This is a genomic window from Acinetobacter sp. YH12041, from assembly GCF_013419975.1.
GTDB lineage: Bacteria > Pseudomonadota > Gammaproteobacteria > Pseudomonadales > Moraxellaceae > Acinetobacter.
Genome location: NZ_VOZC01000005.1, coordinates 127,686 through 141,301, shown reverse-complemented (window position 1 = coordinate 141,301; position 13,616 = coordinate 127,686). Strand labels below are relative to the sequence as shown.

Annotated in this window: 12 protein-coding genes; 6 read left to right on the top strand and 6 right to left on the bottom strand. The window is 42.6% G+C overall.

Annotation, left to right across the window (positions count from 1 at the left end; translation table 11 throughout):
- Positions 1-4 precede the first annotated feature (4 nt).
- The 3 genes from FTU00_RS05910 to FTU00_RS05900 are packed head-to-tail and all read right to left on the bottom strand — an operon-like array spanning position 5 to position 1,973.
- On the bottom strand, positions 5-625 hold the full coding sequence (locus FTU00_RS05910; protein WP_180003221.1) for an OB-fold-containig protein: 621 nt from the start codon (positions 623-625) through the stop codon (positions 5-7).
- A gap of 20 nt (positions 626-645) precedes the next feature.
- A complete protein-coding gene (locus FTU00_RS05905; protein ID WP_373684488.1) occupies positions 646-954 on the bottom strand; it encodes a Rieske (2Fe-2S) protein in 309 nt (102 codons plus the stop codon).
- Positions 955-968: 14 nt separating this feature from the next.
- Positions 969-1,973, bottom strand: a complete 1,005-nt coding sequence (locus FTU00_RS05900) for an adenosine kinase (protein ID WP_180179327.1) — start codon at positions 1,971-1,973, stop codon at positions 969-971.
- A 261-nt stretch (positions 1,974-2,234) separates the two neighbouring features.
- Here FTU00_RS05900 and FTU00_RS05895 point away from each other — a divergent pair, with 261 nt between their 5' ends.
- From FTU00_RS05895 to FTU00_RS05885, 3 genes are all read left to right on the top strand, one after another.
- Positions 2,235-2,684, top strand: a complete 450-nt coding sequence (locus tag FTU00_RS05895; protein ID WP_034170350.1) for a GNAT family N-acetyltransferase — start codon at positions 2,235-2,237, stop codon at positions 2,682-2,684.
- Between the two features lie 147 nt (positions 2,685-2,831).
- Entirely contained in the window at positions 2,832-5,771 is a 2,940-nt protein-coding gene (locus tag FTU00_RS05890) for an insulinase family protein (protein ID WP_180179326.1), read from the top strand.
- A gap of 22 nt (positions 5,772-5,793) precedes the next feature.
- On the top strand, positions 5,794-6,936 hold the full coding sequence (locus tag FTU00_RS05885) for a phospholipase A (protein WP_180130319.1): 1,143 nt from the start codon (positions 5,794-5,796) through the stop codon (positions 6,934-6,936).
- A gap of 64 nt (positions 6,937-7,000) precedes the next feature.
- On the opposite strand, the gene FTU00_RS05880 is transcribed toward FTU00_RS05885, so the two are convergent.
- The 3 genes from FTU00_RS05880 to ilvA form a co-directional block, all read right to left on the bottom strand.
- Positions 7,001-8,341: a TrkH family potassium uptake protein gene (locus tag FTU00_RS05880; RefSeq protein ID WP_004786026.1), complete on the bottom strand. Its 1,341-nt coding sequence runs from the start codon at positions 8,339-8,341 to the stop codon at positions 7,001-7,003.
- A complete protein-coding gene (locus tag FTU00_RS05875) occupies positions 8,338-8,994 on the bottom strand; it encodes a TrkA family potassium uptake protein (RefSeq protein ID WP_180003231.1) in 657 nt (218 codons plus the stop codon). Before FTU00_RS05875 ends, FTU00_RS05880 begins: the two co-directional genes overlap by 4 nt.
- A 163-nt stretch (positions 8,995-9,157) precedes the next feature.
- The gene (gene ilvA / locus FTU00_RS05870; RefSeq protein WP_179992338.1) at positions 9,158-10,696 is read right to left on the bottom strand and encodes a threonine ammonia-lyase, biosynthetic; all 1,539 of its coding nucleotides are present in this window, start codon (positions 10,694-10,696) and stop codon (positions 9,158-9,160) included.
- A gap of 104 nt (positions 10,697-10,800) precedes the next feature.
- Between ilvA and rpiA the strand changes: the two genes are divergently transcribed.
- From rpiA to argC, 3 genes are all read left to right on the top strand, one after another.
- Complete coding sequence (rpiA, locus tag FTU00_RS05865; RefSeq protein ID WP_159122734.1) at positions 10,801-11,472, top strand: ribose-5-phosphate isomerase RpiA; 672 nt, start codon at positions 10,801-10,803, stop codon at positions 11,470-11,472.
- Between the two features lie 144 nt (positions 11,473-11,616).
- Positions 11,617-12,297, top strand: coding sequence for a M48 family metallopeptidase (locus FTU00_RS05860; protein ID WP_180179325.1), 681 nt, complete (start codon positions 11,617-11,619; stop codon positions 12,295-12,297).
- Between the two features lie 199 nt (positions 12,298-12,496).
- Positions 12,497-13,552: an N-acetyl-gamma-glutamyl-phosphate reductase gene (argC, locus tag FTU00_RS05855; protein ID WP_180003247.1), complete on the top strand. Its 1,056-nt coding sequence runs from the start codon at positions 12,497-12,499 to the stop codon at positions 13,550-13,552.
- Positions 13,553-13,616 lie beyond the last annotated feature (64 nt).

Sequence of the window (13,616 nt, the reverse complement as noted above, 5' to 3'; positions counted from 1 at the left end):
AACTTTAAGCTTCTTCCAAATTCAGGCTAAAGAGTCGGTTGGATTTACAGATCTTCTTGGCCACATAGTGCGATTTTCTAAGACGGATTAAAATAATCTGAGACTGAAATTCCAGTTCGCCAAATTCAGGTTCAACCTGAACATAGTGCAACTGACCATACTCATCCCGAACTCGCGCTTGGGCAGAAAAGCCAGGACGGGCATTACCGCTCGAAATCGTGGCTAAACGGCCTAACAGGTTTACATCATTCTTTTTATATTTAGGTGGAATGACCTGATCCAGACAATGAATCATAAATACGGTAAAGAAAATCGCAATGATCAATGCCGGTAGAATGATGTAATAGGCAGGTAAGAAATGATATTCCTGTGAGTAGATCAGAAACTGAAGCAAATAGCCGGCAAAGCTAAAATTCATCAGGAAGAAAAATACAATCAGGGTTTTGGAAAATTTGACATTTAGCCATTCAACATTCTGAAAGTCATATGGGGAAATGCGTTTCAGGAGTTGACTGAGTTTAAGCTTAAAATAGAAGGCAACTGTTTTTGCCATGCCAAGCAGAATGATGAACAATAAACTGAGATGAAATGGCATCAGGTTATAGTCAAGTAAAAACTCAGGCATGGCAAAATCCGTTTTAGCTATTATTCTGAAAGATAAATTCCGCCATCAGAATGCACGGTAATATCAACTTTTTCAAGTGATTGACCTTGGCAAGGTCCAGAAATACATTCACCGCTTTCTACTACGAATAGCGCACCATGAGTAGAGCATTCAATAAACTCCTGATCACGGTCTAGAAATTGGTTTTCCAAAAATTCCAGTTCTACCTGTAAATGTGGACAAATATTCTGGTAAGCATAAAACGAACCATCACGCTGGGTGATAAAAATTGTATCCCCATTCGGAAGTTCAAAAGAGCGCGCTTCACGCTCTGGAATATCGTCAGTCATGCAAATTTTAAACATTAAGCACATTCCTTAAGAACATCTTTTAATAATGCTGCGTATTCTGAAACAGCCAGACGTGGACCAAATTGCGCTACCACTTGACTAGACACCAAAATTGCCAGTTCTGCTGCTGTTTTTAAACCAAGACCCGCATTAAGTGCATATAAAAAAGCACCCGCAAACGCATCGCCAGCACCATTGGCATCCACTGCAGTTACAGCACGACCCGGTACAGTGAAGGTTTCACCATTATTGGAAATAAGCGCACCCTCAGCTGACATTGTAATGACAACGTATTGACTTAATTCTTTAAGTTTAGCCAGAGCGGCTTCGATGGTATCTGTTTCGGTATACATCAATGCTTCTTGCTGGTTGCAGAACAAGAGATCTACACCATCTGCAATCATTTCATCCAGACCGGCACGGGCATATTGCACCATCGCAGGATCAGAAAGGGTAAATGCGATTTTAACCCTATTGGCTTTGGCAATTTCACGCGCCTGTTTTACGGCCTGACGTGCTGTTTCGGAAGTGGATAGATAACCTTCGATATAGAGCCATTTAGCAGTTGTTAAAGGCTGGAAGTCAATCTGTTCATCTGTGAGTTCAGCAGTAATACCTAAATAGGTATGCATGGTACGTTCAGAATCTGGGCTGACCAGAACCATACAGGTACCTGTTACGCCTTCACTAATCGATTGGGTTGTAGTTTTAATGCCAGCTTCATTTAAGCCATGCAGATAGATATGACCCAAATCATCATTACCGACACGGCAGGCATAGAATGCAGAGCCGCCCAAAGCTGCAAATGCAACTGTAGTATTGGCTGCTGAACCGCCTGAAGCCTGACCTTTATAAGTTTGAGTTGCTTTTAAGTTTTGATACAGAGTAGCCTGAGCTTCACCATCCGCAAGTTGCATGGTGCCTTTTTGCAAGTGATGTACAGTTAAAAACTCATCAGAAACTTTAAATTCCTGGTCAATCAGCGCATTGCCAATCGCAAAAAGGTCAACAGTAGACATATCCAAATATCACATTAAAAATGAAAGTGCTAAGTTTACACGATTGCTCGGGTTTGCTGTAGTTCACTGAAACATTTTCAGAATACTTTAAAAAATACTGTAACTTATTCAGCTTGAATCTTTGGTCTAAGAATTGATTTATTTTTAAACGGTAGCGAGTGCAGCCATTGATTTAAAGGTTGGATTTTATTTATAAGATTAGAGTACCAAGCAGTTATACTGGTGCGACATTTGAACAATCATCTAAAACAGTGTGGGTATATGGATATTAAGATTGTAACAGCCGAGCAGCTCCCTGATCAGATTGACACTTTAGCGACACTGGCGCGTAAAGAAGGTTATGACCTGATTGATAAGTTAATTGAAGAATACCGCACTGGAAAAAACTGTTTCAGTCAAAATAATGAATTTCTGGCCTGTGCCTATGATGGCAATAAACTGATTGCCTGTGGCGGCTTAAACCAGCAATGGGGCGATAACGGCATTGAAGAAAGAATTGGCCGGGTACGTCGCTTCTATGTGCATCCAAAATATCGTCAACATGGTGTAGGTAAGCAGCTTCTAGCTTATCTGGAGCAGTTGGCACGACCATTTTATTCAGCACTTTGTTTACAGACCGATACCAAACTGGCCGCCAGTTTCTATCAAAAACAGAACTATGTCTTTGTTGAAAACCACCCGAGTTATAACTATTTCAAGTATATGATCTAGAGATCATTGCCAAACCTGATCATTTAAAAATCAGATGATCAGGTTTACTTAATTCGATCAAAATCCTCGGTTTTCTGCGTGAATAATTCAAACAACTACAGCTATAATGCGAATAATAATTTTTTAATTTAAGCATTAGGAGATCGCATGACTGTAGATGTCACTGAAACCATTTCTCAAACTGTACATCCTGCGTTTCAGTTGGTACGTCAACAACATGTTGAAGCTTTAGACATTTTAGTGTCTGAATATAAGCATAAAGTGACTGGCGCCACCCATTATCATCTGGCGACCAATCATGATGAAAATGTTTTTCTGGTTGCGTTTCGCACTCAGCCAATGGATTCAAAAGGTGAAGCGCACATTCTGGAACATACTGCACTGTGCGGCTCAGAAAAATTCCCGGTACGTGATCCGTTCTTCTTGATGATTCGCCGTTCGCTTAATACTTTTATGAATGCCTTTACAGCGGCAGACTGGACGGCTTATCCATTCGCAACTCAAAATGATAAAGACTTCCAGAACTTATTAGAAGTTTATATGGATGCGGCCTTTGCTGCGAACCTGAATCCGCTGGATTTTGCTCAGGAAGGTATCCGTATTGAACTGGAAAATGGCGAGCCAGTGTATAAAGGCGTGGTATTTAATGAAATGAAAGGGGCAATGAGTTCACCTTCAGATCAGCTTTATCATACTTTGGCGCATCACTTATTCCCGGACACTACCTATCACTACAACTCAGGCGGCGATCCTAAAGATATTCCAGACCTGACTTATGAAGAGCTGGTGAACTTCTATAAAACGCATTATCACCCAAGTAATGCTGTATTTATGACCTTTGGTAATAAATCTGCTGCTGAGTTACAGGAACAGTTTGAAAATCTGGCACTGTCTAAATTTGGAAAAGGTGAAACACTTTATTCAACGCCAGAAACCCGTTTAACTGCGCCACTCAATGTAACAGAAACCTATGCAGTTGATGGGGAAGATCTGAAGGACAAGACTTATCACGTATTGTCATGGTTATTGCCAGAAGCGAGTGATATCAAGTTACGTTTAGGCTTGCGTCTGGTAGAAGGGATTTTGCTGGAAGATTCAGCATCTCCCTTACGTCATTACTTGGAAACCTGTGGTTATGCACAGTCAACTGGCCCATTCATGGGCGTAGATGATTCCAACTTTGAAATGACCTTTTACTGCGCGGTTCAAGGTTCAAACCCTGAACATGCTGAAGAATTCAAAAACGGAGTTTTCAAAGTTCTGGAAGAAGTTGCCTCTAAACCTGTTGATCAACAGGCAGTAGATGCGATCCTACATCAGATCGAATTGCATCAGCGTGAAATCAATGGTGATGGTACACCGTATGGTCTAAGCCTGATTTTAAGCGGCTTAAGCAGTGCAATTCACCATCGTGATCCAGTTGAAGTCTGGGATGTGGACTCTGCAATTGCTTCAGTAAAAGAAGAGTTGCAAGATCCAATGTGGCTGTCGAATCTGATTAAAGATCATCTTTTAGATAACCCGCACCGTGTTCAACTGACTCTGGTTCCGGATGCAAGCAAATCTACCAAAGAAGCGGAAGAAGAAAAAGCACGTCTGGCTGAAATTGGTAAAGCTTTAACTGAAGAGCAAAAAGCAGAGATCAATGCTCAAACTGAAGCGTTAAATATCCGCCAAGATACTCCAGATGATTTGAATCTGTTACCTAAGGTGGGTCTGGAAGATGTGCCTGCGGAATTGCAGATTGTTCAAGGCCAGTTGCGTGAGATTATCTGTAACCGCGTAGATACGCCGTTGAATCTTTATCATGCAGGTACCAATGGGATTTATTACCAACAGGTGTTGGTGAAAATTCCAGATGAAGTGGTGCAATCACCGTATTTCAACCTGTTGTCTATTTTAATGGGTGAAGTTGGTGCGGGTGAATATGATTACCTGCAATTCCAGCAACTGCAAACAGCAGTCAGTGGTGGTCTGGGCATGGGCGCTTCATTGCGTTCTAAAGTGGATGACAAAAACAAGATCAGTGCGTGGTTAACTTTAACGACTAAATCTTTGGCTAGCCATCTGGATGCGATCCGTCTGTTAAAGATCGGTTTTGAGCAGCTACGCTTTGATGAAAAAGGCCGTATTATTGAGTTATTACAACAGCGTAAAACTCGCTGGCAATCACGTATTTCCGGTTCGGGTCATAGCTATGCGATGCAAGTGGCATCACGTCAGCATAGCGCTCTAGCCTTGCGTGATTATCATAATACCGGTCTGGGTGCCTTGAACTGGCTGATTAACTTGGTCAATCACGCTGAAAAAGATCCAGCAGCTTATGATGCCATGATTGAGGAATTAAAACGCATTCATACAGTCTTGCTACAAGCACCAAAACAATTCCTGTTGGTGTGTGAAGAACAGCAGTCTGAGCGTCTGATTGAAGAAATTCAAAACGTGTGGGACAAACTGGAAGTGAATACTGCACCTGCAGAATTGACTCAGGTTGAAAAAGTTAATCATAGCAATGATGAAGCCTGGTTGATTCAGACTAATGTGCAGTTCTGTGCAGCAGCTTATCCTGCGGTAGAAGTTTCACATCCTGATGCTGCTGCCTTGATGGTATTGGCAGGCTACTTGCGTAATGGTTATCTGCATAGCGCAATCCGTGAAAAAGGCGGTGCTTATGGTGGTGGCGCAAGCTATGACGGAAATGCATGTTCTTTCCGCTTCTATAGTTATCGCGATCCACGCTTAGCAGAGACTTTCCAGGACTTTGATGCAAGTATCCAATGGTTGCTTAACGCACCTCAACAACCGCATCAGCTGGAAGAAGCCATCTTGGGTTTAATTGCCAGTATGGACAAACCGGGGTCACCAGCAGGTGAAGCGATTACTGCCTGTTATGCCTACCTGCATCAACGTACGCCAGCATTCCGTAAACAGCTTCGGGAACGTTTGTTGCATGTCACTTTAGATGATTTGAAACGTGTCGCACAGACTTATCTGGTTGAACAGCAAGCTTCAAAAGCGGTGGTTGCGCCATTTGCCAAACGAGAAACTTTAGAACAACTCGGCTTTACAATTCAGCAAGTTCAATAAATAAAAACAATGAGGATAGAGGATGGCGCTTAATTCTATTAAGCGCTCAACTTTGCAGCTAGGCGTTTTGCTTGGCTGTGCAGTTGGGACGCAAGTTAATGCGGAAGATAAAACTGTAGCGAGTAGTCCGATGCCGGCAACGGCTGAGGCTTGCTCTGCGGTTGAAACCAATTCAGAACGCTTGGCCTGTTATGATGCGGTATTTAAAATACCGGCCGATAGTAAGCCTGATATTGTTTCTGAACGGCGTGCAGCCATAGAAATTGCGCCCGAACCCGACAACCTCAAAGCGAAAATTGAACAGACCGTTTCCAATATCTATGCTTCTGAAGGATCAAAGCTGACTCCGGCTTTATCCTTGCTGGATAGCCGTTGGGAATTGTCGCCAGAAAGTAAACTGGGTACCTGGAATATCCGTTCCTATCAGCCGATTTATCTGATGCCAGGATTCTGGACTTCCAAGAAAAACGAGTTTCCGCAAAGTGAAAACCCGAATAACACGGTTGAAGAAGACCAGAATTTGACCTCGATTGAAGGGAAATTCCAGTTATCTTTAAAAACCAAGGCGGTTGAAAATATTCTTGGTGATAACGGTGATCTTTGGCTGGGTTATACCCAGTCTTCACGCTGGCAGGTATATAACTCGGAAGAGTCCCGACCATTTCGTGAGACCAATTATGAGCCTGAAGCAAGCCTGATCTTCCGTACTAATTATGATCTGTTTGGTTTAAACTGGCGTATGCTGGGATTGACGCTTAATCACCAGTCTAATGGCCGTTCGGATCCATTATCTCGTAGCTGGAACCGGGTAATGCTGAATCTCGGTTTTGAAAAAGACAACTTCGCCATGATGCTGCGCCCTTGGTATCGTATTGAAGAAGACCGGGCTGATGACAATAATCCCGAGATTAAAAACTATATCGGGCGTGGGGATTTAACTGCGTTTTATCGTCATAATGCCCACGATTTTTCCCTGATGTTGCGTCATACGCTAAAAGGTGGTGATGATAACCGTGGTGCAGTACAGTTTGACTGGTCATTTCCGATCAGTGGGCGTCTACGCGGTCAATTCCAGCTCTTTGATGGTTATGGTGAAAGTCTGATTGATTATAATCACCGTGCGACCTATGTGGGCTTGGGTGTATCCTTAATGAATTGGTACTAATCTGTTTCATGTAAAAAACCACGCTTAGGCGTGGTTTTTTTGCTTATACCTATTCATTTAAATCTTAACCAATCTGAATTTCTGAAGGCGGATGTTTAAGACGGCTTTTCTTCGGTGTTGCAATTAAATAGGCAAGGGTCAAAGGTCCTAGACGACCCGCATACATCATAAGCATCAGAATGATTAAACTCGCTGGTTGTAATTCTCCAGTGACACCACGTGTTAATCCAACTGTACAGGCGGCAGAAACCGCCTCAAACAGCAAATCTAAAAAATCATGATCGGGTTCTAGAATGAGTAAACTCATAAAACCGGTCATGACCAGACCTGCAGTAATACACACAACCGCTAAGGCTTTAAAAGTAGTTTTCTCAGAAATAGAATGATTGAACAAGCGGATTTCATCTTCACGGCGTAGAAAACTGATTACGCTGATCACCACAATAATAAACGTACCAACTTTAATTCCACCCGCCGTACTTAAGGAACCGCCACCAATAAACATTAAAAAAATGGTGACTAGACTTGAGGCATCGCTCATCTGGTCCATGGGCAGACTATAAAAGCCTGAAGAGCGGGGAACTGTGGCATGGAACCAGGCATTGAGTGCCTGATCACCTACACTCATCAGCGCTAAAGTCTGTGGATTAGAGGCTTCTAATAGCCAGAGTACAATAAAAGCACTCAGGTTAAGGCCCATAATCGTCGTTAGAATCAGCTTGCTATTCGGGCTAAGCTTGCGCCAGCTTTTATTCTGTTTTACATCCATCAGAACCAGAAAACCGATCCCGCCAATGATATACAGCATACTGATCGTAAAGGTCACGAAATACTGGCCGGAAAAGCTCATCAAGCTATTGGGGAAAAGGGAAAATCCGCCATTATTAAACGCAGAAACACTATAGAAAGCCGCATAAAACAGTGCTTCACCAAAAGGATAATCTTCCAGCCACGCCAAGGTTAAAATCAGGGTGCCAATGGCTTCGAAAAACAGGGAATATAGGAATACCGCTTTAATGGTAAAACTGACTTTCTTCAAACTGGTCTGGCCAATAGATTCCTGTGCCATCACTTGCTGTCTTAAACCAAGTTTAGGTGACAGGCTCATAAAAGCGAGTATGGCAAAGGTCATAAAACCGAGGCCACCACATTGCAGCAGGAACATAATCACGACCTGCCCAAAGGGTGTATAAGCTTCACCAACATTGACCACAGATAGCCCGGTAATTGTCACTGCAGAAGTTGCTGTAAAAATCGCTTCTAACCAGCTGATTTCAGTTTGATGGGCAAAGGGCAGCATCAGTAATAAAGAACCAATAAAAATCAGTCCGAGAAAACCTAAGGCCAGCAGACTCGGTGGACTGAGATTGACAATCCTGTTCTGGTTTAAATTTGAGCTTTTCATATGGCCTTAAAATGCTTGGACAAACGGCGTAAAGGTTCCAGCAATCCTTCAACTACCAGAATGTCACCTTCCTTAAGTAATAGTCCAAGATCTACGATATGTTGTATTTCAGTGCCACGTTTATGCAAAAGAACTTTAATTTCGGGAACCTGACTCATTAACTGGTGTAAGGGAGTGTCATGATGATCGGCATGAATCTCAATTTTGACAATATAGTGATCATCTTCAAGTGACATATAACGGCTAACCATCGGATAGCTGAGTGATTGTGCCACACGGACGCCCATATCTTCTTCAGGGTGAATAATTTTTTCGACGTTCAGATGAGTCAAAATCATATGGTGGGCTTTGGATTTGGCTTTGGCCCAGATTTTCTTTACACCCATATTTTTCAGATGCAGTACACACAGAATACTGGCTTCAATATCTTCACCAATTGCGACTACGACTGCTTCACAGCGCTGGATATCCAGTTCATCCAGGACATGCTCATCGGTTGCATCGGCAATCACCGCATGGGTAAGCTGATCGGAAATATTTTCCACATATTTTTTGTCGAGATCGATTCCAATCACATCATGTTTCAGGCTGATCAGTTGAGTCGCCACTGTTGCACCGAAGCTGCCCAGCCCAATGACTGCAAATAAAGCCATGCATATTTCCCTAAATCTTTTTTATTTCAAATCAGTTCATGTCTAAGTACGTATCTTAAAGATTTTTATAGTTTTCAGCTATCTGGCCTTACATAAATACTTCATACATTTTTTTAGCTGGACATAAAAAAACCGCCTCGAAAGGCGGTTTATATCAAACTGATTATTTCAAGAAACGCTGATAACCTAGGTTGTTGGTGATTTCTTCATATGGATAAGTAATGCTTTCCAATGTCTCAATCAAACCATCTGGATTTTGCTGTGCATCTTCTGCTTCTAGGCCGACCAGTACGCGACCTTCTGCAGCGCCGTGGTTACGGTAATGGAACAGGGTGATGTTATGCGTTGGGCCAAGACGTTCTAGGAACATTAGCAGGGCACCTGGACGTTCCGGGAATTCCACGCGGAACAGGCGTTCATTTTCAATATCGGCATGACCGCCAATCAGGTAACGGATATGTAGTTTTGCGACTTCGTCATCAGACAGATCATCAACATCGTAGTCGAATTTCAGGTTTTCATAGATTTCCTGACGTTCTTTTTCACCATTTTTCAGGCTGATACCGACAAAGACCTGAGCTGCAGAAGCATCACTTGAACGGTAGTTAAACTCTGTGATATTACGGCCTTGTAGTGCACGGCAGAATTTCAGGAATGAACCTTTTTCTTCTGGAATAGTTACGGCAAAGATAGCTTCTTTGCGTTCGCCGAGTTCTGTACGTTCGGCAATATAGCGCAGACGGTCGAAGTTCATGTTCGCACCGCAAACAATGGAAACGATATTTTTGCCTTGAATGCCGTGTTCAGCGACATATTTTTTAATCCCTGCCAACGCCATTGCACCAGATGGTTCTACAATACTACGGCATTCGTCATAGGTATCTTTAATTGCTGCACAGACTTCATCGGTATTGACCAGTACCACATCAGGTTCAACAATTGGGCCAGAATTATCTGATTTTTGCAGACGGATCACATCAAATGGTTTTTCACCAATTTGTGCCACCGCAGTACCATCGGCAAATAAACCGACAGATGGAAGAATCACACGTTCATTGGCTTCTAAGGCCGCTTTTAAGCACGCGGATTCATCATATTCCACAGGAATAACTTTGACATGCGGAGCAACATCTCCCAAGTACGCTGCAACACCGGCAATCAGGCCACCACCACCAACAGCAACGAAGACATATTCTACATCACGCCATTGACGCAAAATTTCATTGGCAATGGTGCCTTGACCGGCCATCACCAGTTCATCGTCATAAGGTGGAATAAAGGTCATGCCATCTTCTTCGGCACGTTGAATCGCATATTTATTGGCAACGTCAAATGAGTCACCGTGCAATACGACTTCGCCACCTAAGCGTTTTACCGCCTGAACCTTGATATCAGGCGTGGTCTTTGGCATCACAATAATCGCGCGAATACCCAGCTTTTTCCCTGACAGTGCCACGCCTTGTGCATGGTTGCCTGCTGAAGCTGTGATAACGCCACGTTCGAGTTGTGATTTCGGTAATTGACTAATACGGTTATAGGCACCGCGTAGTTTAAATGAAAAGACCGGTTGTAAATCTTCACGTTTAAAGCGAATGTTATTATTTAAGCGTTCGCTAATTCGTGGCGCTGCTTCGAGTGGGGTTTCGATTGCAACATCGTAGACCGTTGCTTGTAAAATTTGTCGAACCAAACGAGACAGCATGTTAATTTTCCATCTAACAGTTTAAAATAAGACTCTATTGTAACAAACCACACGGCTTTGCGGTTTAAAATTACTGCAAAAGTCCAAATTAGTTGAGTGATGTCATGAGTCTATATGCAACCCAAGATGAGAAAAAACAAGCTGCAGCCAAAGCGGCTTTAAAACACTTACCAAAAGGGGGCATTTTAGGCGTAGGTACAGGTAGTACCGTTAACTTTTTAATTGACCTTTTACCAGAACTGCAATTGGAAGCTGCTGTTGCAAGTTCTGAAGCGACTGCACAGCGTCTGAAAAAATTAGGCATTGAAGTGGTTGATATGAATAGCGTGGGCGGTTTAGATGCCTATGTCGATGGTGCTGATGAAATTGACCGTCATATGCACATGATCAAAGGTGGTGGTGCTGCGCTTACACGTGAAAAAATCGTGGCGTCGATTGCGAAAAAATTCGTATGTATCGTCGATGATTCGAAATGGGTAGAGCAGTTGGGTCGTGATTTCCCATTACCTGTTGAAGTGATTCCAATGGCACGTTCAGCAGTCGCACGTAAGTTGGTGGCGTTAGGTGGTGATCCTGCTTACCGTGAAGGTGTCGTGACTGACAACGGTAACGTGATTTTAGACGTTCATAACCTGAACATTCTGAACGCGCTAGAACTGGAAAAAACCATTAACGACATTCCAGGCGTCGTATGTAACGGTATTTTCGCGATCAATAAAGCTGATATTGCAATTGTTGCGACCAATAATGGTATTGAAGAGCGTACAGCGATTTAAGAAATCCTCCCTGACCCTCCTTTTTCAAAGGAGGGAAAAGTCTTTAATTTGATAAAGCTCCTCGAAACTTCTATAAGTTTGAACTTCCCCCTTTATTAAAGGGGGATCGAGGGGGATTAGTAAAATAACGATTAAATATAAAAAATGACCCTAAACGACCTGCCCGAAATTCAAATCACCCGAAATGTTCGCTCAACACGTCTCAGACTGCGTGTAGAGGGTGATCAAATCCGTTTAACTGCACCGATATTTTGTAGCAAAAAACAGATTCAAAATTTTATTGACCAAGCGGAAAGCTGGCTACTCAAAACCTGGAAATTGCAGCAGGAAAAAAATCAAAGTATTGATAGATCCTTACCAGCAGAATTGCTGCTTTTCAATCAGGCTCAGCCAATCCAGATCGTGTATCAAAGTCAAAAGCAAGACTTTGTTTTTGATGCTAAATTATTACAGCTATCGATCAGTGACCGTCATCCTGAAACCTATTTAAAAGCTTTTGTGATTACCTATGCTAAAGAACAGTTGCCTGTTTATCTGAACAAAGTAAGTCAAGAAACAAGATTATCATTTAACATTTGTAATGTTCGCCAGCCGAAAACACGATGGGGCAGTTGTTCGGCCAAACATGACATTATGCTAAATAGCGGCATCATTTTATTTTCTGAAAAAATCGTGCGTTATTTATGTGTGCATGAACTGGCCCATACCCGGCATTTTGACCATAGTCCACGATTTTGGGCAGAGGTAGCAAAGCATGATCCAAACTATTTAATTCACCGCAAAATTCTGAAAAATACTGTGATGCCATATTGGTGGGCAGCTTAAGAATATCTTTAAAGGAACGAGGATAGTATTTATTTACTTCCAAATAGCCTAAGCAATAGGTATCATCCTCTCAAATTTTTTAAAAACACTCAAAATAAAAGGGGTAAATAAAAAACCATCAATCCCTAGTGAAACAGTTTAGAAAACCTCAAGTTCCTGTCATACTACAGCCCATAAAGGAAACATCTAGTTTGAGGTAATCATCGTGATTTCAGTGGGTATTGTGGGTGGTACAGGTTATACAGGCGTTGAACTTTTACGTCTATTACTGCGACATCCGAATGTAGAGGTTAAAGCACTGACATCACGTACTGAAGCAGGCCGCCGTGTCGATGACATGTTCCCGAGTCTGCGTGGACATACGGATCTTCAGTTTTCTGACCTCAGCCTTGATCTTTTAAAAGCATGTGATGTGGTATTTTTCGCGACACCACATGGGGTTGCCATGAAACATGCTGAAGAACTTGTCGCAGCCAATACCAAGGTAATTGACCTTGCAGCTGATTTCCGTTTGCAAAATCTGGCACAGTTCGAAAAATGGTATGGCATGGAACATGCTTGCCCAGAAGTGTTAAAAGATTCTGTTTATGGTCTGTCTGAACTTAACCGTGACCAGATCAAACAGGCGAGTGTGATTGGTAATCCGGGCTGTTATCCAACGACAGTTCAGCTTGGTCTGGCACCAGTATTAAAATCAAGTGAGGCCTTGGTAAAACCAGAAAGCATTATTATCGATGCAAAATCTGGGGTATCAGGTGCGGGCCGTAAAGCCAGCCTGGGCATGATCTATTCTGAAAATGCTGATAACTTTAAGGCTTATGGCGTTGCGGGCCACCGTCACCATCCTGAAATCGTAGAAGCATTAGAAAACATTTCAGGTCAAAAAGGCGTGTTTGACCATATCCTGTTTGTGCCGCATCTAGTGCCGATGATTCGTGGGATGTTATCAACGATTTATATCGATTTGACTGAAGCAGGTCAGGCAGCTGACTTGCAGTCACTGTACGAGCAGTTCTATGCCAATGAACAGTTTGTTGATGTAATGCCAGCAGGCAGTTCACCAGAAACCCGTTCGGTGCGTGGTGCTAACCAGTTGCGTATTGCACTATACAAACCACAACCAACCAAGCTGGTGATTCTGGTGGCTCAGGACAATCTAGTCAAAGGTGCAGCTGGTCAGGCAGTACAGAACATGAACCTGATGTTTGGCTTTGCAGAAAATGCAGGCTTGAATAATATTGGTTTATTACCATAAAAAACGTATTAGAACTTCACACACATTTAGATTTGGATTTAAATGTGTGTCTTGAACAAAGTAT

What these genes read in the sequence shown, in the direction of transcription:
- FTU00_RS05910 (WP_180003221.1), bottom strand. Translation starts at nt 625, where the DNA reads ATGCCTGAGTTTTTACTTGACTATAACCTGATGCCATTTCATCTCAGT.
- FTU00_RS05905 (WP_373684488.1), bottom strand. Translation starts at nt 954, where the DNA reads ATGACTGACGATATTCCAGAGCGTGAAGCGCGCTCTTTTGAACTTCCG.
- FTU00_RS05900 (WP_180179327.1), bottom strand. Translation starts at nt 1,973, where the DNA reads ATGTCTACTGTTGACCTTTTTGCGATTGGCAATGCGCTGATTGACCAG.
- FTU00_RS05895 (WP_034170350.1), top strand. Translation starts at nt 2,235, where the DNA reads ATGGATATTAAGATTGTAACAGCCGAGCAGCTCCCTGATCAGATTGAC.
- FTU00_RS05890 (WP_180179326.1), top strand. Translation starts at nt 2,832, where the DNA reads ATGACTGTAGATGTCACTGAAACCATTTCTCAAACTGTACATCCTGCG.
- FTU00_RS05885 (WP_180130319.1), top strand. Translation starts at nt 5,794, where the DNA reads ATGGCGCTTAATTCTATTAAGCGCTCAACTTTGCAGCTAGGCGTTTTG.
- FTU00_RS05880 (WP_004786026.1), bottom strand. Translation starts at nt 8,341, where the DNA reads ATGAAAAGCTCAAATTTAAACCAGAACAGGATTGTCAATCTCAGTCCA.
- FTU00_RS05875 (WP_180003231.1), bottom strand. Translation starts at nt 8,994, where the DNA reads ATGGCTTTATTTGCAGTCATTGGGCTGGGCAGCTTCGGTGCAACAGTG.
- ilvA (WP_179992338.1), bottom strand. Translation starts at nt 10,696, where the DNA reads ATGCTGTCTCGTTTGGTTCGACAAATTTTACAAGCAACGGTCTACGAT.
- rpiA (WP_159122734.1), top strand. Translation starts at nt 10,801, where the DNA reads ATGAGTCTATATGCAACCCAAGATGAGAAAAAACAAGCTGCAGCCAAA.
- FTU00_RS05860 (WP_180179325.1), top strand. Translation starts at nt 11,617, where the DNA reads ATGACCCTAAACGACCTGCCCGAAATTCAAATCACCCGAAATGTTCGC.